Here is a 22,268-nt window from a genome sequence, read left to right as displayed (position 1 = left end):
GCTTGTAACAGATTCTAAATGCAATGCCTTAGTTTGATATTTGTTGCTGAATTGTGTGTTTACTCGTTTTTTGTTGCTGATATTTTCGTCAATAAACAGTATTTTCCGCTTAAATACTGTTTTTTACGTGGCGATTTGAAAAAAAATCACTTCATTAGCGATTGTTAACCTCCTCGGTCTTGTGGAATCAGGGTGGCATTGATAAAGTTAGCTGATTTTTCTTTTCTTCTGACTCCACAGAATACAGGCTAGTTACATGTTTAAGAAGCTACGCGGCATTTTTTCTAATGATCTATCGATCGATTTGGGTACAGCTAACACATTAATTTATGTTCGTGGCGAAGGCATAGTCCTCAATGAGCCTTCTGTTGTTGCTATACGTGGTGAGCGTAGTGGCTCCGGTCAGAAATCTGTTGCCGCGGTCGGCACAGAAGCTAAACAAATGCTAGGCAGAACGCCTGGCAATATCCAAGCTATCCGCCCAATGAAGGACGGTGTTATTGCAGATTTTTATGTGACGGAGAAAATGTTGCAGCACTTTATTAAACAAGTGCACAACAATAGCTTTTTTCGTCCAAGTCCACGCGTGCTTGTGTGTGTGCCCGTTGGTGCCACTCAAGTAGAACGCCGTGCTATTCGTGAATCAGCCATGGGCGCTGGTGCTCGCGAAGTGTATTTAATTGAAGAACCAATGGCAGCTGCGATTGGTGCGGGTTTACCCGTATCTGAAGCGACCGGCTCTATGGTGGTGGATATCGGTGGTGGTACCACTGAAGTCGCGATTATTTCACTTAATGGTGTTGTGTATTCGTCTTCGGTACGTATCGGCGGTGATAAGTTTGATGATGCGATCATCAACTATGTCCGCCGTAATTACGGGAGTTTGATTGGTGAAGCCACGGCTGAGCGTATCAAGCACACTATCGGCACTGCTTATCCTGGCGATGAAGTGCTCGAGATCGAAGTCCGCGGCCGTAATTTGGCAGAAGGTGTACCTCGTAGCTTTACACTGAACAGCAATGAAATTTTAGAAGCCTTACAAGAGCCATTGTCTGGCATCGTAAGTGCTGTGATGGTGGCGTTAGAACAATCTCCACCAGAATTAGCTTCAGATATTTCTGAGCGCGGTATGGTGTTAACTGGCGGCGGCGCTTTATTGCGTGATTTAGACCGTTTATTAATGCAAGAAACCGGAATTCCTGTAATGGTGGCGGACGATCCATTGACCTGCGTAGCACGTGGCGGTGGTAAAGCCCTCGAAATGATTGATATGCACGGCGGCGATCTGTTCTCCGAAGAAACCTAATTTAACTTCGGTATGGGGCGGTTAATCACCGCCTTAGCTTTCCTATGAAGCCAATTTTTGTTCGTGGTATTTCAAACCAATTCCGTCTGACACTGGCAATTATTTTGTCGGTGGCTTTGCTCGTGGCTAATCATCGCCTCGATCCTGTACGGCAATCGTTATCCTCTTTTTTTAGTCCATTGCAGTATTTAGCGAGCGTGCCCGGTGTTGCGCTTGACTGGTCGTCTGAAAGTTTTGCCACCCGCAATATGTTAGCGTTGCAGAATAAAGAGCTGCTCAGGCAGCAATTGCTGATGAGTGAACGCTTACAGCGTTTCGAACACTTACGCCAAGAAAATGAACGTTTACGCGCACTGTTGGGCTCACCAGCCTACCTTGATTCGCGCAAAATGGTGGCTGAAGTATTGGAGGTTGCTAGCGATCCTTTCCATCACTATGCGGTGCTAAACCATGGTTCACGCAGTGGTGTATTTGTTGGGCAGCCTGTGGTCGACGCCCAAGGGGTTGTTGGCCAAGTGGTACAAGTCAGTGAAATGACCAGTAGGGTGTTATTGCTCTCCGATGTATCACACGGATTACCTGTGCGTATCACCCGTAATGATGTGCGCCTTGTTGCCAATGGTACGGGTGAGCTAGATGAAATAGAGCTGCGCCATGTGGCCAAGAGTACCGATATTCGTGTCGGCGATTTGCTGGTCACCTCAGGTTTAGGGAATCGTTTCCCGGAAGGTTATCCGGTCGCGCGGGTTATGGAAGTGTTGACTGAAGATGGTCAAAGTTACGCTCGAGTCACCGCCCAGCCTTTAGCGGCGTTAGATCGTATTCGTTATTTATTGTTGATTTGGCCATCCCCCGATTCTGGTGTGACTTTACCGAGTCAGCCTACCGTGCCTGCTGCGGATCATTCATCGAGCGATAATGTACCAAAAGCAGATAGCGCTGTTCCTGCTGGCGGAAGTGTCACGCCAGCAGAGGCTTCTAAACCTGTGACCGCGCCTGCGACCAAACCGTCAACGGAAACCACTCCTCCTATGGCTGAGGTGCATTAATGAGTTTTCAGGCCGCCAATGGGCGCTTTATTGTTTGGGTGACATTATTTATCGGCGTGATCAGCCAGATCATGCCTTTGCCAAGTGCTGTTGATGCTTGGCGTCCAGACTGGCTATTAATGATTGTTCTCTATTGGTCTATCGCATTACCCCACAGATACAACATCTTAACCGCATGGGTTTTAGGCCTAGTATTAGATATTTTATTGGGAGCCACCTTAGGAGTGCGCTCTTTAGCCATGTCTTTGGTTATTTATATCGCTATCTTGCATTGCCAGCGTTTGCGAAACTTCCCTCAATGGCAGCAGTCGTTAGTGATCATGCTACTGATTTGTATTTATCACTTAGTGATTTACTGGGTGGAATTTGTGATGCAAGAGGCTGTTTTCAAAACAGATCTATTTTTACCTGCGATTTCAGGATTAGTGATCTGGCCTTGGATATTTTGGATTTTACGTCGGGTTCGACGTCATTATAAGGTTCGTTAACTGTGGATTTAGTTTTAGCTTCAACTTCGCCACGTCGCAAAGAATTATTGGCACAGATTGGATTCGGTCGTCCTGAGTTTAGTTTCACGCAAGTGGCACCTGATATTGATGAAACTGTGCAACAGGGCGAAGCGCCAAGGGATTATGTACGACGTTTAGCCGCTGAAAAAGCCCAAGCTGGACTGGCATTATGCGCAGATATGTCACAGCCTGCAGTATTAGGTTCTGATACTATCGTAGTGCTTGAAAATCAAATATTAGGTAAACCGCTGGATGTGGCCGATGCTAAGCAAACGCTCAGTGAACTGTCTGGCCGAACGCATACTGTGATGACGGCTGTGGCACTGACCTACAAAGCAGGCGAGTCTGACTCAACCTTAAAAACCTCAGTGCGCTTAGTCGAAACACAAGTGCGTTTTTGCGTTTTATCGGCAGCTGACATTGAGGCTTATGTGGCTTCAAAAGAGCCCATGGATAAGGCGGGCAGTTATGGCATTCAAGGGCTCGGCGGTTGCTTTGTGGCTGCAATTGAAGGCAGTTATTCTGGCGTTGTAGGTTTACCTCTGGTTGAAACGCGTGAGTTGTTAGCCGAAGTTGGCTTTATTTAACTGCTGCTGGTTGCTTATATTGCGATTTTGGCTTGAGGTTAGAATGAACCTTATTGGCGTTTAGGGCTCTGAATCGAGTACTCCAATGACGTTGACCTTGTTCCTTTATTCGGTTTTCATGCTTAGAGAGTTTGTAACTTCGATTAATTAATCTAGTTTCCCGAATGGGGTGAGTCGTGAATACCAGTCGCTTAAATCCAAATAAAATACAGCGCAAGATGGGTTCAGAATTACTGATCAACGTAACTCCATCTGAGGCGCGCGTTGCTTTAGTTGAGCATGGTGTGCTGCAAGAAGTCCATATTGAACGCCGGATGAAACGGGGTTTAGTGGGGAATATTTACAAAGGTAAAATCAGCCGTGTGTTACCCGGTATGCAAGCCGCCTTTGTCGATATTGGCTTAGATAAAGCGGCTTTTTTACATGCGTCCGACATAGTACCGCACACTGAGTGTGTCGCCGATGTTGAGAAAGGTCATTTCGTTGTTCGTGATATCGCCGAGTTAGTCCGTCAAGGGCAAGACATTATGGTGCAAGTGGTTAAAGATCCGCTGGGCACTAAGGGCGCACGCCTAACGACCGATATCACGCTGCCTTCCCGTTATTTAGTCTTTATGCCAGGTTCTAGCCATGTTGGTGTTTCCCAGCGTATTGAACTAGAAGAAGAACGCAGTCGCCTCAAACAAATTACTTTGCCCTATGTTGATGATGACGGTGGTTTTATTATCCGCACCGCCGCTGAAGGCGTAGGGGAAGATGAGTTATCCCAAGATGCGGCATTTTTACGCCGAGTTTGGTCAAAGGTGAGTGAGCGACGTAAACGCAGTGGTGTGTCGCTCCTGTATCAAGATTTAGCCTTACCTGTGCGCATTGTGCGTGATTTTGTCGGTACTGAGCTGGACCGTATTCAAGTGGATTCTCGCCGCACTTTTGCCGAGTTGCAGTCTTTTGCGCAGGAGTTTATGCCAGAGATTGCCGATAAGATTGAGCATTATTCAGGGCCTGCGCCTATTTTTGATCTCTACGATGTGGAGAACGAAATTCAACGTGCACTCGGCCGTAAAGTCGAGCTCAAGTCTGGTGGCTATTTGATCATAGATCAAACCGAAGCCATGACGACTGTGGATATCAATACTGGCGCCTTTGTGGGGCACAGGAATCTTGAAGAAACCATTTTTAATACCAACCTCGAAGCGACCCAAGCGATAGCGAGGCAGTTACGTCTGCGTAATCTCGGCGGTATCATTATTATCGATTTTATCGACATGATGACGGCGGATCATAAGGCTCGTGTTCTTAGCAGCTTAACTAGCGCTTTGTCTAAAGACAGGGTGAAAACCAATGTGAGTGGTTTTTCGGGGTTAGGTCTAGTCGAAATGACCCGTAAGCGTACCCGCGAAAGTTTAGAGCATGTCGTCTGCGGCGAGTGTCCGGCCTGTCATGGCACGGGGAGCATGAAGACAGTCGAGACGGTTTCCTATGAGGTCTTTCGCGAAATAATCCGTTTAAACCGTGCCTACGATGCTGATGAGTTCCTGTTGTATTGTTCGCCTGCCGTGTATCAAAGTCTGCATACCGATGATAATCATCTTATTGCTGAACTTGAGGTTTACATAGGTAAGCGCATTCGTTTGCAAAATGAGCCTATGTACTCACAGCATAAATACGATGTGGTGATGATGTAGTGGCTACACTTTTTACTGCAAAAAAATTTAGCCGTTTTTGTTGGCAATTTCTGGCGCTTATTTTGGTCTTGTTTGCGCTTGCCGTCAGTTTGATCCGTGGCTTATTACCGCAGGTTGATGAAGTTCGCCAGCAACTGGTTAATTACGTAAAAAGCGAATATAAAGTCGATGTGCAAGTGGGGGAGTTATCCGCCCATTGGCAGGCATTTGGCCCAGCAATTAACATCGATGACTTAGTGATCCCGCCACAGGAACAACTGCCTGTGACCTTGATGATCAAGAACGTACAAGTGAAGTTAGATTTTTGGCAATCGCTGCTCACGCTCACCCCGCGAATTGAAGATGTTAATTTTGAGGGTGTCCATGTCACTTTAGACATGGATAAGCTTACTGAAAACGATCCCGCTACAATTAATAAAGCCCCGCAACTCGATTGGCTCTATGCCCTATTACTCAAACAACTCGATAGATTCTCCTTAACCAATGCCACAGTGCAATTGCTGAGCATGCACCAAGAGTTTCGCCCGATCCATATTCGTCATTTGAACTGGCGCAATCAGGGTGAACGTCACCGTGGTGCGGGAGAGTTGTATCTTGATAGTCATGCCTCTGAGCATGAGTCTCTCGGATTACAGTTAGATATCAAGGGCGATGGTGCAAATCCCGACAGTTTGACTGGGCAGATTTATTTGGCGGCTAACTCTTTGGATTTAGGTGAATGGGCTTCACGTCAGCCTAATCCCTATGATTCCACTCAAAAGTTACCCTTAGAAGGGGTTGTCAATCTTAAGGCTTGGCTTACGTTTTCCGACCGCAGCATCAGTTCTGCTATGGTTCATTTTGAGCCGAGCTGGCTGCAATGGACATTAAAGCAAGAGCCGCAGAAATTTGAAATTCAAGCGGGCGATATTGTCTGGCAGCCAAAGGAGACGGGTTGGGAAGTGCAAAGTTCAGGACTGGATTTTGTCACCAATGGTGAGCATTGGCCGGCGTTAACGCTGGCCGCGAAGCGTCAAAACGATGAATTATTTGCCTATGTGAATCAAGTTAATACTCAGAGTCTATTGCCGCTGCTGCCGCTATTCCCGGGAGTCGATAGAGCCGTATTACGTCAATGGCATGCGTTAGCTCCCGAGGCGAATATTGGACCAATCCGCCTGTATCAAAAAGCCGACCAGCCTTTGCTCGCCAGTACCGAAGTGAAGCAGTTGCATTGGCAGAAAGCCGACGGTATTCCCAATACTCATCCTGTAGATGTGAACCTGCGCTGGCAAGATAAGACGCTGTATTTCTCTCTACCTGAACAAGTGTACACCCTCGATTTTGGTGATGAATTTTCGGCGCCATTAGTGTTCAATGGTGCGCCAATTGATGGTCAATTCGATACTGAACATCTGAGTTTAAATGTGCCTCAGTTGCAGTTTGAAAACGAAGATATCGGCGTTGATGCGGCATTGAATTTGGACTTTAGCGGTGCTGCACACATGGCGCTGGCGGCCAATGTTCGTATCAACAATGTGGCTAATGCCGACAAGTATTTCCCCAATAAGGCGATGGGTGAATCACTGGCCGAGTATTTGGATACTGGGCTTAAAGCGGGTCAGACCCAAGATGCGCAAGTTGTTTGGCGTGGCCCGTTAAGTGGTTTTCCCTTCGACGATAATAGCGGCGTGTTTCAGGCAGCATTTACCTTAACAGATGCCAAATTTCAGTTTCAACCCGACTGGCCAGCGGTCACAGATCTGTCCCTTAACGCTTTGTTTGAAAATACCCGCATGGATCTTTGGTTAAACCAAGGCAAGCTGATGAATGTGGATGCCACAGGGGCCCATGTATTTATTCCCGCCATTGGTGAACAGACGCTGCTAAGGATTGAAGCCGAACTTGCTACTCAAGGCAGTGCGGCGACTAAGGTGTTACAAGCCTCACCTTTGACGAACTCAGTAGGCAAAACCTTAGATGTCGTGCAAGTGCAAGGTGCTGTCACTGGCACTTTAGACATCAGCATTCCACTGTATGAAGGTGAAGCTGAAGATATTCGTGGTCAAATCCGTTTTGATAATACGCCTGTATATATTGCTCAGCCAGGGCTTCAACTTCATGGCGTGACTGGTGTTGTCGACTTTGCGAATGAGGTTGTGACAGGAAAAGGCATCAAAGCGCGCTTGTTCGAACAACCGCTCAGTTTAACTTTCGACACTCAGCCTAAAGGTAAAGATTTTGGCCTTAATCTTTCGCTGAAAAGTCGTTGGGATCTCAGCCGTCTCCCCGATGAATTGCACAATCCCTTGAGTGATTTTTATCAGGGAAAAATCAGTTGGGACGGCGCTATGACTATGCTATTTACTGAGCAAGGTTATCAAATCCAAGCCAAAGTGACTTCGGATATGCTGGGGACGCAACTGTTACTCCCAGGATACTTTGCTAAACCCGAAAATGAACCACGACCTTTAGTCGCTGAGTTTGTTGGCGATCAAGATGATGCGACACTCGATGTCAAACTTGCCAGTCATGCCGAGTTTATCGGTGGTTTCGATGCCGATAAAGGCGCAAATTTTAGTTATTTTGACTTGTTATTGGGGCGTTTATTTGGTGAGGATGAAGCCAGAAATACGGAACAAGGTCATATTCAAATCGATCTCGGTAAGGCCAAATTAGCCGAATGGTTACCTGTGATTAATGCCTTTGTTGGTCAAGAGAAAATACCGAAAACGGGCATTTTAGTTGATGATATTCCACATAAAAGTTTATTTCCTGCGGTGGCGAGTATCGATTCTCATATCGGTCGGCTCGATCTTTTAGGGCAACAACTGACGGAGCTTAGGCTTAATGCTAAGCCTAACGAGACGGGATGGCGTTTTAATACCGTTGCCAACGAATTTGACGGTTGGATCGATTTCTATCCAAATTGGAAAACTCAAGGTCTCAAAGTTGTGGCGAATAAATTTTATTTTTCACCTGAGGTAAAGCCGAACACGGATGCCGATTTTGCCAGTGATCAAGTGCTCACTAACTTGCCGCCAGTTGCAGTGAATGTGGAAGATTTTCGTTTCTTCGATAAATCCTTTGGAAAGCTTGTTTTGCAGGCGAGCCCACAAGCGGCAGGATATAAGATTCAAACATTGTCTTTGACTACGCCCAATGTCAATTTGCAGGGCAGTGGCATTTGGCAGCAACAGGCTGGACAGAATAAAACGGACCTCAGTGTTGAGTTAAATGCCACTCAGTTTAGTTATCTATCTGCTCAATTGGGTATAGAGCCTGGCGTTAATGAAGCCCCCTTGAAGGTTAATGCGGACTTATCTTGGCAAGGTGCTCCCTATGCCTTCTCCCTCGAAACCTTAAATGGCAAGGTGAAATTTAACTTAGGCAAAGGCCACTTATCTCAGGTGAGTGACAAGGGCGCACGGATTTTCTCCCTGTTCAGTTTAGATTCTTTGGTGCGTAAACTGTCGCTGGATTTCACCGATGTCTTCGGTCAGGGCATGTATTTCAATTCTTTCAATGGCAATTTGCAGATTGATAATGGCGTGGTGAAAACCACTGACACTGAAATGGATGCCATCGCGGGTAATATGAAGGTGCGTGGCTATACGGATCTCACCACTGAAAGTTTGAATTACGATATCCGCTTTGTGCCGCAGTTGGCCTCAAGTGTGCCGACTGTCGTATTGCTCAGTACCAGCGCTTGGACACTGGGTCTGGGGGCCTTTGCCCTGACAAAAGTGCTTGAGCCTGTGATTGAAGTGATTTCAGAAATTCGTTTTCGGGTGACTGGGACTATGGCAGAGCCTGTGGTCGAAGAGTTAGAGCGAAAGAGTAAAGAGATTGAAATTCCAGAATCTATTTTACCTGTGGTTGGCGTTGAGCGCCCAGCGGTGCCGACTGAAGCCGCGAGTCATAACGCCGATATCACTCAGCCGGTAGAAACTAAATCGACCGAGGCTCAATTAACAGAAGCTAAGCCAACTGAAACTAAGTTAACTGAAGCTCAGTCAACTGAAGTTAAACCAAGCAACGCTAAATCTGAGCCACAGCTTCAAGCAACACAACCAGAAGCGCTCGAGCCACAAGACGTTAAGCCTGAAGAGGCCAGATCTGAAGAATCAAAGTCAGAAGAGCTAAAGCCAGCAACAGATCAAATTAAAGTGCTCGATTTAAAGCGGGAGCAACCTCAAGCGACGCCTTCGCCTGAAGCGCCGAACACGCATGTCACACCAGAGAATCAGCCAGCAGTAGAACCGATTAAGCAAATTCAGGGAGATCAGAATGCACATCAGCCTGTTGCAATGTCAGAGCAGTCGCGACGTCAGCGCCAATCTGCAGTTTATCGAATCGCAGCTTAACGAACTCAAACGGGATGCCGATGCGCCCCATTTAGTCGTGTTACCCGAATGCAGTTTACTGTTTGGTGGTCATGAAAGTCAGCAACTTGCTTATGCGGGCGATGTCCATCAGAGTCCGCTCAAATCGGCGTTAAGTGCACTGGCCGCCAAGTATCGGGTGTTTATGGTCGCGGGGACTATTCCGGCGTTGGCTGAGGATGGTCGTGTCTATAGTCGCAGTTATCTGTTTGATGATAAAGGTGATACTTTAGGGCATTACGATAAACTGCACCTTTTTGATGTGGATGTTGCCGATGGTACAAAACAATATCGCGAGAGCGAAACCTTCTGCCCCGGTGATCACATTAGCGTTATCGATACACCTTTTGGCAAAATTGGCTTAACCATCTGTTATGATTTACGCTTTCCCGACTTGTTTAGGGCGATGCGCCTTGCGGGTGCCGAGATTATTGCTGTTCCTTCTGCCTTCACCAAGGTGACGGGGAAAGCCCATTGGCAGGTATTGTTACAGGCAAGAGCGATTGAAACCCAATGCGTTATTCTTGCTGCAGCTCAGTGGGGACAGCATAACGAAGGCAGCCGTGAAACTTGGGGGCAGAGCATGATAGTCGGTCCTTGGGGGAATATTTTGGCTGAACTCAAAACCGGTACAGGTTGGGTACAGGCTGAGGTCGACTTAACCGAACTGCACAGTATTCGCAGTAAAATGCCCGTCATGCAGCATAATCGTTTCCTTGAACCAAGCTTGAAATAATGTGCTAATAGCCAGCAGACGAGTTGAAATGCTGAATTTGCGTTTGAGTCGATATGCAGCATTAACACATAGAATTAGTACACCGAATTTACACTCAGAATATCAAGATCCCTTGGGGTCAAAGAGAGCATAGATGCCATTTTTAGCACAAGTAGAGCAAAGTTTATTGAAGAATGGGTTAGCGTTAGAGGGCCTGCAAACCTATCTAAACACCATACATCAGCACAAAATCGATTATTCTGATCTCTATTTTCAAGGTAGTCGCCACGAATCTTGGGTGCTGGAAGACGGCATCATCAAAGACGGTAGTTTCCATATTGAACGCGGTGTGGGCGTGCGGGCCATCAGCGGTGAGAAAACGGGTTTTGCCTATGCCGACGATATCACTCCTGCCGCCTTAAGCGCTGCAGTACAGGCTGCCCGTGGCATTGCTAGTGCGGGTGAGCAGACTCAGGTACAAGCCTTTAAACGTCAAAAAGCATTGGCGTTATACGACAGCTTAGATCCGATTGCGGCGATGGAAGAAGTCAAAAAAATCAACCTACTGAAAGAAGCCGATGCTTTTATTCGCAGTCTAGATAGCCGGATTATTCAAGTGGTGGTTAGCCTTGCTGGTGTGCACGAAGAAATCCTCGTTGCTGCGAGTGATGGCACTCTGGCGGCCGATATCCGTCCTCTGGTGCGTTTTAATTGCAGCGTGATTTTGGAAGAAAACGGTAAACGTGAACGTGGCGGCGCCGGTGGTGGTGGTCGTCATGACTACGGTGTTTTAATGGCAAGCGATGACACTGGTTTACCTATGTGTTTCGCCTTTGCCCGCGAAGCCGTGCGTCAAGCGCAGGTCAATCTAAATGCCATCGATGCACCTGCGGGTGAAATGCCAGTGGTGTTAGGTAATGGCTGGCCCGGTGTATTGCTCCACGAAGCGGTTGGACATGGTTTAGAAGGCGACTTTAACCGTAAGGGCAGCAGTGCCTTTAGCGGCAAGGTTGGTCAGCAAGTTGCGTCTAAGTTAGTGACTGTGGTCGACGATGGCACCTTGCCTAATCGTCGTGGTTCACTGAGTATCGACGATGAAGGTGTACAAACCCAAAGAACCGTATTGATTGAAGACGGTATTTTAAAGGGTTACATCCAAGACAAACTCAATGCTCGCTTAATGGGTGTTGCGCCAACGGGTAATGGTCGCCGTGAATCCTACGCACATTTGCCTATGCCACGTATGACCAATACTTATATGACGGCCGGTGAGTCAGATCCCAGTGAGATTATTAAGTCAGTGAAGAAGGGCATTTACGCCCCTAACTTTGGCGGTGGCCAAGTCGATATCACTTCGGGTAAGTTTGTGTTCTCAGCATCCGAAGCCTATTTGATTGAAAATGGTGAAGTTACTCAAGCCATTAAGGGGGCTACTTTAATCGGTAATGGCCCTGAGGCTATGAGCCAGATTTCTATGGTCGGTAACGATATGGCTTTAGATCAAGGTGTGGGCGTTTGTGGTAAAGATGGTCAAAGTGTGCCTGTGGGTGTGGGTCAACCGACCCTAAAACTCGATAAGCTCACTGTGGGCGGAACAGCATAAAACCTAGAACCTTACGTCTATGGGTTCTAGTCGCTACCCACCATGAATGTTATCATTCGCAAAGGAAGTTAGAGTAACTACTCTAGAGGTGTTAATGAAACTATCACGTGTGGTCTGGCTGTGCCTATTATCATTGCCTTCGGCTGGCTATGCTCAGCCGATTAGCTTTACTGATGCTTGGCAGCAAGTGCTGAAGGTGAGCGACAAGTTGCAAGCGCAATCCCAGGAAGTTAACCGCGCTAAGGGTGAACAAGAGGCGGGCGAGAGCTTAAATTTCCCCTCATTAGACATTCGCGGTAATTATATTCATTTGGATAAACCGATTGAGTTTGATCTGAAAGAATTAAATTCTGTGGTTTCTATCCCGCCATCGCTTGGCGGCATTATTGCGGGTATTCCGCCGCTGCCCTTAAGTGAACAAGATATTTTTAGCGCCAGCTTACAGGCAATGTGGCCGATTTATACGGGCGGACAAATCACTGCGGCTCAAGGTATACACGCGGCTATGGTGGCCGAGAAGCAACAAGAATTACAATTGGCAACTCGTGATTTATTTACCCTGCTGGTGGATAGATATTACGCTGTCGATGTGACGTTGGCATTGGTGAATACTCAGACTGATCTGGTTGGCTCGTTAGCTAAGCATGTTGATCATGCTTTAGCACTAGAGCGCGAAGGGCAAATTGCTAAGGTTGAGCGCCTCAATGCTCAGGTCGCCCTAGACAATGCTAAAGTCAATTTAGGCAGTGCTCGTCGGCAACATGAAATGGCAGTGATCGCGCTGGCTCGTATGCTGCAGCAAAGTCAGGTGAGCACAAATTCTCCCTTATTTGTACTGCCGCAGGCTCCTTCATTCGCTCAACTCAGCCAAATTACCCTGAGCCAACATCCGGCGCTCAAATTGCTCGAAGCGAAAGAAACGCAAGCGAACGGTTTAATAGCGTTGGAAAAAGGTAAATACCATCCAACGGTTTTCCTCTTCGGTAACTACACCTTGTATGAAGAAGACACACTCTTGACGAGCATCACACCTGACTGGATGGTTGGGGTTGGGGTCAATGTGCCACTGATCAGTCGCGATGGTCGTAGCGGTAAGGTCGAAGCGGCGAAAAGTGCACTCTTACAAGCTCGTTATACCAAGGCACAAACTAAACAAGACTTGAGCCTGCTGGTGGATCAAAGCTATCGCCAATTATTACAGGCCGAGGAAGAAGTGACGGCGCTCGATACTTCGCTCGAACTTGCTATTGAAAACCTGCGCCTGCGTGACATCGCCTTTAATCAAGGGCTTTCAACTTCTATCGACAGAGTCGATGCGGAGCTGAAACTAAGCGCGGTGAAAACTCAGCAATTGGCTGCCCGTTATCGTTATGTGCAAGCCTATGCCAGATTAATGGCCATTAGTGGTCAACTAGATGAATTTATCGGTCGTACCACAGCCCCTACCCAAGTGCAGGAGACAAACAATGCGCGCTAACAGAATACTTGCCCTTGTGGCGTTGGTCGCATTAGGCCTTATCTTAGCCTATGGACTTAAGCTCGCTTATAGCCCGCAGCCGAGTTTGTTGCAGGGCCAAATTGAAGCCCGTGAGTACAATGTTTCGTCCAAGGTGCCAGGTCGAGTCGAGCAAGTGCTCGTGCGCCGCGGTGATAGTGTTGCCCAAGGGGATTTATTATTTGCGATCCGCAGTCCTGAGCTAGATGCAAAGTTAATGCAGGCCGAAGGTGGCCGTGATGCCGCTAAGGCGATGCAGCTAGAAGCCAACAACGGTGCTCGCAGTCAAGAAGTGATGGCAGCCAAGGAGCAATGGCTCAAGGCGCAGGCGGCGGCAACGCTCGCTAAAACCACCTATACCCGAGTCGAAAACTTATTTAACGAAGGTGTGGCGGCAAGACAAAAACGCGATGAAGCCTTTACTCAATGGCAAGCGGCAAAATACACAGAACAAGCGGCCTTAGCCATGTACCAAATGGCCGAGGAAGGTGCGCGGGCGGAAACCAAAGTGGCTGCTGCAGGTAATGCCCGTAAGGCTGAAGGTGCAGTGAAAGAAGTTAGTGCCATTATGGAAGATAGCCAAATGCGCGCACCTAAATCGGGTGAGATCAGCGACGTGCTGTTACAGGCGGGTGAATTGGCACCCAGTGGTTTTCCGATTGTGAGCCTGATTGATATGCAGGATGCTTGGGCCGTGTTCCAAGTGCGAGAAGACCAACTTAAACGTTTCAAAAAAGGTCAAACAATTCAATTAACGATTCCGGCACTCGGGCTGGATGTGGATTTTACTGTGTCCCATATCAGCGTGATGGGTGAGTTTGCCACTTGGCGTTCGACCGAAAGTGGCCATGATTTTGATATGCGTACCTTTGAAGTGGAATTGCGTCCAAACCAGCCGATTACTGATCTGCGTGTCGGCATGTCTGTGCTGCTGCGCAGTGAGTAAAAGTCGTGACTGAACGTACGCCTCACGCCAACGCGGCGGACAAGATTAAGGGCGAATCACAGCCATCGAGCATAAGCTTTATGGCGTTGCTCACAGCGTTAGTTCGCCGTGAGCTGCGTGCCCTATGGCATGACCCTTGGCAGTTAGCGCTGATAAGTTATATTCCACTACTGGGGATTTTATGCTTATGGTGGTTGTTCAGTGCAGGTCTGCCAAGGCAACTGCCCGTGGCGATTGTTGACCAAGATCATAGTCAATTGAGCCGCATGTTGACCCGTCAGCTTAAGGCAAATCCGGTTACCGATCCGCAAAGTTTTACCGACTTATCCTCGGCGATAAGCGCGATGCAACAGGCGAAAGTCTACGCTATTGTGGTTTTTCCCTATGATATGAAAAAGGATTTACTTACAGGCCATAAGCCTACAATTGATGTGCGCTACAACAGTCAATTTTTGCTGGTGGGTAAGTTACTCTCAAGCCAAATTCAGCTGAGTTTAGGCGACGGATTACAACAAGTCGCGGGTTTAAAGCAGCTCGCAAATGGTACACCGAAATCCCAAGTCGCAGTGAATTTAAGCCCAGTCAAAAGCCAAACTACAGCCCTGTTTAACCGAAATAACAACTACATAGGTTTCTTAGTACCGCCAGTGCTGATTGCGCTGTGGCAGTTGTTATCTATGTTAGTGATGGCAAACAGTTTAAATCGAGAGCTGCATTTAGCGCCTACCACTCAGGCCGATGGCATGTCGAATATCTTAACTGAACATTTTTGGCTTAAGGTGTGGGCGAAAATGGTGCTGTTTACGCCGATATTGATGCTGCAGGGCGGCTTTATTTTAGCTTGGTTGTATTTGTATCTTGCTCTGCCGATGGCGGGGAGTTTAGCCCTATTATTGCTCGCGCAATTAGTCATGTTATTGGCAGTCTGGAGCTTAGTGTTATTAATATTTGTAGTGATGCGTGACAGTGCGCGGGTCATCAGCTTTTGTACCGCTTTATTTGCGCCAGCGTTTGCCTTTATGGGCATTACTTTTCCGACTCACGAAATGCCGCAATTAGCCCAGTGGTGGCGACTTATCATGCCATCGAGCCATTATATTGAGTCCCATGTTAGTATCGTGAGTTATGGCGCAACTTGGCCAAGTGTGGCGAGCCAAATCACCAGTTATTGGGGCTTTATCTGTCTGATACCTTTGATATATTTCCTGTCGCGTAAATTACTGCCTACCACAGTTAACACCAATGCTTCAGTGACGGTTTATGACTCGGACGCAGCTATATCTGCGAAGGGGCAATAGGATGAATTTATCCAATAGCGAACACGCAAACACACCACGTCAGCTCAGTCTGTGGCGACTGATCCTCACTGAGTTTAAGGCTATTATTAGCGATAAAGCGATCGCAGTGACCTTATTTGGCGGTGTACTGTTTTATTCGGTTTTGTATCCTTTGCCTTATTTGAATCAAGTGCCGACCGAGCAACAACTGATCGTGGTGGACTTAGACCATTCTTCCCTAAGTCGTCAATTGATCCGTCATGCCGATGCCAGCGCAAAAATTCAAGTCATAGGCCAAGTCGGTTCGATTACCGAGGCGAAGCGATTTATTGAGACGCGTAAGGCTCACGGCTTACTCGTGATCCCTGAAGGATTCCGCCGCGATTTATTGCTCGGTAAAGGTGTGACGCTAAGCTATGGCGGTGATGCTAGTTACTTTTTGATTTATTCCGCGGTTGTTGAAGGTTTAGTTAGCGCTGGAATGGATGCGGGTAAACAAGTGCAATTGATTGGCATGCTTGCTCAAGGACAAAATCCTAAGCAGGCCCAAGAGAGTTTAAACTCGCTTCATCTTAACAGTGTACCTGCCTTTAACCAGAGCCTAGGTTATACGCCCTATGTGGTACCTGGACTGTTCTTGCTGATTTTGCACCAAACCTTACTCATAGGTACTGGCATTTTAGGGGCCGGGCAATGGCGACATAAAGGGTATTGGCAGCAGGTGTCACCGGTGCAATTAGTCTGTGGTCGTATTCTTGCTTTCATGTTGATTTATATCTTCTTTACCAGCTTTTATGTGGGCTATTGTTATCACTGGTATAACGTGAGTATTCAAGCGAGCCTTGGCTTAGTTGCGCTGTGGTTATTGCCGTTTTTACTGGCTACCGCCGCCGCAGGTGTTGCCATGAGCACCTTATTCACTCGCCGTGATTTACCCACCCAAGTGCTACTGCTGATCTCTATGCCTATTCTATTCGTGTCAGGTTTTGTGTGGCCGATAGCACTGATCCCAGAACCTTTAGTACTCGGCTCACAGTTTATTCCTGCCGTACCCGCGATTATGGGCATGCTAGAACTCAATCAAATGGGTGCAAGTTGGGCGAGTGTGATGCCAAAATGGCTGCAACTCTGGGGCTTATTTGCGGTCTTTTTCGGCCTAGCGATGTTGGGGATTAAGCGTCGAGCGAGATTGTTGCTGATTGGTACCCATTAGTTTTTAGCGATACCTTAGATTTATATTTATTGGCGAGTGTTAATCGTTTACTGAGGACGTAATGACGTTTTACCCACCCCCTCATAAAAGTTGCTGTTCATATTATCCAAATCTTGCTCAATCCACTGCATTTAACCCTGTTGTTATTTAACCCACCGTAAAAACTGGGCATCTGAAAGCGCACTCGCTACAATCGCCGCAATTGTGATTATAGGAGTCGACATGAGTACATCTTTACTTAACGCACCAACGGGTTTGCAGGCACGAGTGATTAGCTTGGTTGAGCAAAACTGGTTTGGTCATTTTATTTTGACATTGATTTTAATCAACGCGGTGCAGTTAGGTATGGAGACCTCAGCCAGCCTGATGGCGCAATACGGTACTTTGTTGATGAGTCTTGATAAGGTGCTGCTGAGTGTATTTGTCGTGGAGTTATTGCTGCGGATTTATGCCTACAGGGGGAAATTTTTTAAAGACCCTTGGAGTGTGTTCGATTTTACTGTGATAGTGATTGCACTGATCCCTGCATCTGGGCCTCTGGCTGTACTGCGTTCGCTACGGGTGTTGCGGGTGCTGAGAGTGTTAACAATTGTGCCATCAATGAAACGGGTCGTGTCAGCTCTGTTGGGATCACTTCCTGGATTGGCATCGATCGCCACGGTATTACTGTTGATTTATTATGTGTTTGCGGTGATCGCCACCAAAATCTTTGGGGGTAAGTTTCCGGAATGGTTTGGCACCATTGCTGATTCGTTTTATACCCTATTTCAAATAATGACGCTTGAAAGCTGGTCTATGGGAATTTCGCGGCCAGTGATGGAAGTTTACCCTTATGCTTGGGTATTTTTCGTGCCATTTATTCTGGTGGCTACTTTCACTATGCTAAATTTGTTTATTGCGATTATCGTCAATACCATGCAAACCTTCAGTGACGAAGAGCATGCATTAGAGCGTGAGCAGGACAAACAAGTCTTGGAGCAGGAACAAAGACAAATGCACGAGGAGTTGAAAGCCATCAGACTCGAGCTACAACAATTACAAACCTTGCTGCGCAGTGCTGCTGGTGATTCTTCTAATGTATCGACAAAGGGAGATATTGGTTCTGATTAAAGCAGATTAAGGAGCGTGAGCTGATATCAAGTCTTGTACTTGGATTCTGTCGTTTTTCGCTAAGCCATCACAGATTGCGGATCACTTAATATTTTTATTGGGTTGTCTTCTTGTTGGTTTTGGGGGAGAATTCGCGCCGAAAAAATAACCGAGATACTCAGTATCTCGGTTATTTTTTATTTATGGCGTATGTGTTTTAAAACAATTGAGGCCGGTAAACATCCGGAAATGATATGAGGTTCAGTTGAACCTATTTTACTGAGGAAAGACCAATGGGGCTGTTGTGTACCGGATTGTCGGTAGTTGTTGTAAATCAAGTTGTTGCGTTAGCCATTAAACCGAGAGTACAGACGGTTAGCCGCAAGCAAAAACTAATTGCAGATGCGTGCTTAGGTGTTCAACCCTGTACAATGAGGGTGTGCTGATGAGCCAACAAAATCTGGGTTTGAAGCAGACCCTCAACTTATGGCAAGTGGTGGTGATGGGGCTTGCCTATCTCACGCCTATGGCCGTTTTTGACACCTTTGGTATTGTTTCCGAGATCACCTCTGGCCATGTGGCTACGTCTTATCTATTCGCATTGGCGGGGATTTTATTTACCGCGTTTAGTTACGGTCATTTGGTACGTAAATATCCCTATGCGGGTTCAGCCTACACTTATGCTCAAAAAACCTTTAGCCCGAATGTTGGTTTTATGGTGGGTTGGTCATCGCTGCTGGACTATATGTTTATGCCAATGATCAATATGTTGCTCGCAAAAATCTATTTAACAGCCATGTTTCCCAGCGTCGAACCTTGGATCTTTATTCTCGCTCTTGTGACCATAATGACCTTGCTTAATCTCAAGGGGATTGATCTCGTCGCGAACTTTAATGGGGTGATAGTGTTTGCACAGATCGCCATTATTGTGGTGTTCATTGGTCTAATGGCCTATAGCATTTCCCTCGGTGAAGGCGAAGGTGTCGTCGCGAGTGTGCGACCATTTTATGCCGATAATATGGCGATGGCGCCATTATTCACAGGGGCGACGATTCTGTGTTTCTCCTTCCTCGGCTTTGACGGGTTAAGTTCACTGACTGAAGAAACTAAAGATGCTCAACGTGTTATTCCTCGCGCGATTGTGTTGACGGCTTTGCTCGGTGGCGTGATTTTTGTTGGCGTGTCTTATTTTTTGCAGCTCTATTTCCCTGATATTTCCCGCTTTCAACAGCTTGATGCGGTATTGCCTGAAATTGCACTCTATGTGGGTGGTAATCTATTCCAGTCCATCGTATTAGTGGCGACCACAGTTGCCGTATTGGCATCCGGTATGGCTGCCCATGCTGGGGTTGCACGGATTTTATATGTGATGGGGCGGGATAATATGTTGCCACGTAAAGGGTTTGCTTATATCCATCCTAGATGGCGAACTCCTGCATTTAATGTCTTGTTGGTGGGGGCGCTTGCGCTATCTGCCGTCTCATTTGATTTAGAAATGGCGCTAGCCTTAGTGAATTTTGGTGCTTTAGTGGCGTTCACCTTCGTGAACTTAGCCGTGATTGTGCAGTTTTACCTAAGGGATCGACGTAATAAATCTTTTAGAGACCACCTGCAATACTTAGTATTGCCCCTGTGTGGCGCCGGCACTATTGGCGTGCTTTGGGTGAACTTAGAGTCACAATCATTAGAACTGGGGCTTATATGGGCGGCAGTGGGAGCATTGTATTTGGCTTTACGGAGTTTCCGTTTACGCCGTGCAGTAGAGCTATAAAATTAAGAGTTATAAAATTAGTGAGAGTCATGGCTCATAGATGCACAGCTATAACTAAAGATGTGTAGTAGATCTAAGGGCCGTGGGTTGTAATCCTCCAATAAAAAGACCCGCATTCGCGGGTCTTTTCAGTTTGCTTAATTGAGTTTTAAAGCGCTGGTACTGTGAAACCTAAGCCATCAGTGATGACATTTTTAGGGGTCGTGACTTTCACCGATACGCTGGTGTTGGCCGATGCCGTAAATTTCAGTGGTGAACCTAGACTGCCTTTCGCATACACAGTATTGGGAACCTCGAAGGTTTTAGGCGCTCCAGCACAATCCACGCAAAGTTCGATACTTGTCTGAGCTGGCATTATTTGATTCGCACTGTCGTGGACAAATACTACAAACTCAGAACTAGCACCAACGGCTACAGGTTTGATGTCATTCACACTCGGTAATAACACACCGTCTTGCATCACACTGATATAAGCCTGTGAGCCTGACATGCTCATTACTAAGGCTTTGCGTATATAGGTTTTATTGGCTTGGCCTGTGCCGCAGATTGCACTTTCGCATTGTGGACCGTTAAATTTGCCATCGGCAAAACTATATTCTTTTGCTTGAGTATTCCAAAATGGTTCGGCTGAATTCCTAATACCATCTTCATTGTCATCCCTAAACGCATCACCTAGATCACTAAAACCACTAGGAAGATAGGCTTCGATGTCCATACCATTGCCTGTGCATTTTTTTGCAACGCCTGAATTCGTTAAACAAGCCAAGTCAGTCACAGGCGTGCCATTAATGTCTTTACTGATATCGGCATCATCAAAGATGTTATTGCCATTGGTATCGAAGAAGGTTTCGTGACCTAAGGCATAAGCGAGAATCGTGATGCGGTGATCGGGTACTCGTGCCGTTTGTGAAGTCCAAACAACGCTACATGTCCCATTTTTAGTTAAACATGATGTTGGGATCTGGCCACCTTCTGTCGTGAAGTTGACAGCAGTATCATCGGGTGCTGGATTGCCAAAACTATCGGAGGCTCGAATGGTGATCGTTGCGGTTTCACCATTAAAGTCACCCGCTTCTGGATTGAATACTGTCGTTGATAGACTAAATCCAAGTTGTTGAGGTAGACCAGTATTCACGGTTAACTGTTCAGATTGGCTCGTGATGACTTCTTTAGTATCAGTATCAACAGCAGTGGCAACCACGCGTACTGGCGTGGGTACTGTACCGGATAATACGCGCACACTGGCGATACCTTGGGAGTTAGTCAGGCTTTGCACATTCGCAGTGCCATTGGCAAAACTTAAACCACCGACAACCGTATCTAAGGTAAAGCTGACATTCTGTTGCGCTGCGGGTTGGCCATTGGCGCTGGTGACTTTGAAGCTGACTAAAGAGGATTCGCTTGAACCTGTGCCGCCCGCACCTTTGATGCGAATTTGTGCAGGCTCTGCCGACTCAAAACTTAAGCTGGCAAGCGTTTGACGTTGCAGAGTAAATGGGAAATTCGCCGTTAACGTCTGATTGCCAGCTACGGTTGTGGCGATGATTTGGTCGCTACGTTCACTGTTGCCACTGCAACTTGTGTCTTGGAAGGTCGAGCCCGCATTACCCGATAAGGTTGTAACTGGGGTATCGAGTGTGGCGCTATTGTTTGTGGTGCAATCTGAGCTAAAGCTGATGGATGAGGGTGTTTGTACTCGCGTAACCGTGCCGTCATTGGCCTCTAATACTAAACTTGCACTTACACCAAAACTACCGCCTGCGCTGATTTTATATTTGCCATTGGCATCGGCCGTTAAGGTGCTCGCCAATTGACCTTCGGTAAAGACTGCGCCATTGAATGACCCGAGTTTCAGCGTGCCTTCTTGGTTGACGGCATCTTTACTCAAGACTTCATACAAACTGCTGGTTTGCAGCGATTGACCTTGATAGTCCACAGTGACCGTTAAGGCATTTGCCCCTAATTCAGTTGCACTTGGCGTATAGGGTACCTGCGCAATACCTTGAGTGTTGGTCAGCGCACTGGTTGGATTGAGCGCCGCTGAACCTGCAGTAAAGGTGACTTTAGCGCCTTCGATACCTTTGCTTTCGCTATCGAGCAATATGGCTTGTAATTGGACCGACTCATCGACTTTAAAGCGAGTGACTAAGGTTGAGCTGTTTAAAATACTGGCGCTGAGTTTGGGTGTTTCAATGGTGTTGCCATTGCCTGAACCAACGAACTCGTAGTTACGGCTTGCAGTTAATGCGTCTGCATCAGACGGCGTATAGCTCGCCGTTACCGTACCAGCTTCTGCTGTTAATGCTGGGTTAGAAATGATGACTTCAGCAACGCCATCTACATTGGTGAGTTTTGTTGCTGGCGCAACAGTACCTAAGGTCGCAGCGAAGCTAATCAGTTGGCCGCTAAGTTTACTCGAACCCTTTTTTAAGGTAGCGACGGCACAAAAACTCGTATCGGAGGCAAAGCTTAAATTGGTGGTTGCATCGGCGCACTTGCCGTTAACTACAGTTTTATAGCCCAGCGTTAAGCTGTAGCTGTCTGTTGTTCCGTCAGTGTCGGTGCCATCAGCTGCGCCATTACAACCACTGAGCGCTAATGCGCCCAGTAATGCCCAAGAAAATACCGATAACGTTTTGCTAAGTCGCATAAGCAACAT

General features: G+C 47.0%; 15 protein-coding genes. 14 read left to right on the top strand and 1 reads right to left on the bottom strand.

Going from position 1 to position 22,268, the window contains the following annotated elements; genetic code table 11:
* Positions 1-256: 256 nt before the first annotated feature.
* The 14 genes from KO531_RS06425 to KO531_RS06360 all read left to right on the top strand — a co-directional run bounded on the left by KO531_RS06425 (position 257) and on the right by KO531_RS06360 (position 19,609).
* Positions 257-1,306 (top strand): rod shape-determining protein, encoded by a 1,050-nt coding sequence (locus tag KO531_RS06425; protein ID WP_105251284.1) that lies wholly within the window; start codon positions 257-259, stop codon positions 1,304-1,306.
* A gap of 44 nt (positions 1,307-1,350) precedes the next feature.
* Positions 1,351-2,355 carry a rod shape-determining protein MreC gene (mreC, locus tag KO531_RS06420; RefSeq protein ID WP_219250668.1) on the top strand — a complete coding sequence of 335 codons (1,005 nt, stop codon included), beginning with the start codon at positions 1,351-1,353 and terminating at the stop codon, positions 2,353-2,355.
* Positions 2,355-2,843: a rod shape-determining protein MreD gene (mreD, locus tag KO531_RS06415; RefSeq protein ID WP_105251286.1), complete on the top strand. Its 489-nt coding sequence runs from the start codon at positions 2,355-2,357 to the stop codon at positions 2,841-2,843. The genes mreC and mreD overlap by 1 nt, the downstream gene beginning before the upstream one ends.
* A 2-nt stretch (positions 2,844-2,845) precedes the next feature.
* A complete protein-coding gene (locus KO531_RS06410; RefSeq protein WP_219250667.1) occupies positions 2,846-3,451 on the top strand; it encodes a nucleoside triphosphate pyrophosphatase in 606 nt (201 codons plus the stop codon).
* Positions 3,452-3,669: 218 nt separating this feature from the next.
* Positions 3,670-5,136: a ribonuclease G gene (gene rng, locus KO531_RS06405; protein WP_168825804.1), complete on the top strand. Its 1,467-nt coding sequence runs from the start codon at positions 3,670-3,672 to the stop codon at positions 5,134-5,136.
* Entirely contained in the window at positions 5,136-9,482 is a 4,347-nt protein-coding gene (locus KO531_RS06400; protein WP_219250666.1) for a YhdP family protein, read from the top strand. The genes rng and KO531_RS06400 overlap by 1 nt, the downstream gene beginning before the upstream one ends.
* Positions 9,406-10,236 carry a carbon-nitrogen hydrolase family protein gene (locus KO531_RS06395; RefSeq protein WP_219250665.1) on the top strand — a complete coding sequence of 277 codons (831 nt, stop codon included), beginning with the start codon at positions 9,406-9,408 and terminating at the stop codon, positions 10,234-10,236. Before KO531_RS06400 ends, KO531_RS06395 begins: the two co-directional genes overlap by 77 nt.
* Before the next feature lie 133 nt (positions 10,237-10,369).
* Positions 10,370-11,818, top strand: a complete 1,449-nt coding sequence (gene tldD, locus KO531_RS06390; protein WP_105251291.1) for a metalloprotease TldD — start codon at positions 10,370-10,372, stop codon at positions 11,816-11,818.
* A gap of 94 nt (positions 11,819-11,912) precedes the next feature.
* Positions 11,913-13,295: a TolC family protein gene (locus KO531_RS06385; RefSeq protein ID WP_219250664.1), complete on the top strand. Its 1,383-nt coding sequence runs from the start codon at positions 11,913-11,915 to the stop codon at positions 13,293-13,295.
* Complete coding sequence (locus KO531_RS06380; protein WP_219250663.1) at positions 13,285-14,259, top strand: efflux RND transporter periplasmic adaptor subunit; 975 nt, start codon at positions 13,285-13,287, stop codon at positions 14,257-14,259. Before KO531_RS06385 ends, KO531_RS06380 begins: the two co-directional genes overlap by 11 nt.
* Positions 14,260-14,339: 80 nt before the next feature.
* The gene (locus KO531_RS06375; RefSeq protein WP_219250722.1) at positions 14,340-15,557 is read left to right on the top strand and encodes an ABC transporter permease; all 1,218 of its coding nucleotides are present in this window, start codon (positions 14,340-14,342) and stop codon (positions 15,555-15,557) included.
* 1 nt (position 15,558) lies between these two features.
* Positions 15,559-16,749, top strand: a complete 1,191-nt coding sequence (locus tag KO531_RS06370; protein WP_198573070.1) for an ABC transporter permease — start codon at positions 15,559-15,561, stop codon at positions 16,747-16,749.
* Between the two features lie 222 nt (positions 16,750-16,971).
* Complete coding sequence (locus tag KO531_RS06365) at positions 16,972-17,859, top strand: ion transporter (protein ID WP_219250662.1); 888 nt, start codon at positions 16,972-16,974, stop codon at positions 17,857-17,859.
* A 424-nt stretch (positions 17,860-18,283) separates the two neighbouring features.
* Positions 18,284-19,609, top strand: coding sequence for an APC family permease (locus KO531_RS06360; RefSeq protein WP_219250661.1), 1,326 nt, complete (start codon positions 18,284-18,286; stop codon positions 19,607-19,609).
* A gap of 148 nt (positions 19,610-19,757) precedes the next feature.
* Here KO531_RS06360 and KO531_RS06355 read toward each other — a convergent pair whose 3' ends face one another.
* On the bottom strand, positions 19,758-22,259 hold the full coding sequence (locus KO531_RS06355) for an Ig-like domain-containing protein (RefSeq protein ID WP_219250660.1): 2,502 nt from the start codon (positions 22,257-22,259) through the stop codon (positions 19,758-19,760).
* Between the last annotated feature and the right edge of the window lie 9 nt (positions 22,260-22,268).

This window comes from Shewanella sp. NKUCC06_TVS (assembly GCF_019345515.1).
Lineage (GTDB): Bacteria > Pseudomonadota > Gammaproteobacteria > Enterobacterales > Shewanellaceae > Shewanella > Shewanella oncorhynchi.
The sequence above is the reverse complement of the archived record's forward strand: the minus strand, read 5'-3'. Positions and strand labels throughout refer to the sequence as shown.

Excerpts from the sequence above, each read along its gene's own strand:
- mreC (WP_219250668.1), top strand. The coding sequence starts at position 1,351 with ATGAAGCCAATTTTTGTTCGTGGTATTTCAAACCAATTCCGTCTGACA.
- KO531_RS06395 (WP_219250665.1), top strand. The coding sequence starts at position 9,406 with ATGCACATCAGCCTGTTGCAATGTCAGAGCAGTCGCGACGTCAGCGCC.
- mreD (WP_105251286.1), top strand. The coding sequence starts at position 2,355 with ATGAGTTTTCAGGCCGCCAATGGGCGCTTTATTGTTTGGGTGACATTA.
- KO531_RS06355 (WP_219250660.1), bottom strand. The coding sequence starts at position 22,259 with ATGCGACTTAGCAAAACGTTATCGGTATTTTCTTGGGCATTACTGGGC.
- KO531_RS06375 (WP_219250722.1), top strand. The coding sequence starts at position 14,340 with ATGGCGTTGCTCACAGCGTTAGTTCGCCGTGAGCTGCGTGCCCTATGG.
- rng (WP_168825804.1), top strand. The coding sequence starts at position 3,670 with ATGGGTTCAGAATTACTGATCAACGTAACTCCATCTGAGGCGCGCGTT.
- KO531_RS06365 (WP_219250662.1), top strand. The coding sequence starts at position 16,972 with ATGAGTACATCTTTACTTAACGCACCAACGGGTTTGCAGGCACGAGTG.
- KO531_RS06425 (WP_105251284.1), top strand. The coding sequence starts at position 257 with ATGTTTAAGAAGCTACGCGGCATTTTTTCTAATGATCTATCGATCGAT.
- KO531_RS06385 (WP_219250664.1), top strand. The coding sequence starts at position 11,913 with ATGAAACTATCACGTGTGGTCTGGCTGTGCCTATTATCATTGCCTTCG.
- tldD (WP_105251291.1), top strand. The coding sequence starts at position 10,370 with ATGCCATTTTTAGCACAAGTAGAGCAAAGTTTATTGAAGAATGGGTTA.
- KO531_RS06380 (WP_219250663.1), top strand. The coding sequence starts at position 13,285 with ATGCGCGCTAACAGAATACTTGCCCTTGTGGCGTTGGTCGCATTAGGC.
- KO531_RS06370 (WP_198573070.1), top strand. The coding sequence starts at position 15,559 with ATGAATTTATCCAATAGCGAACACGCAAACACACCACGTCAGCTCAGT.
- KO531_RS06360 (WP_219250661.1), top strand. The coding sequence starts at position 18,284 with ATGAGCCAACAAAATCTGGGTTTGAAGCAGACCCTCAACTTATGGCAA.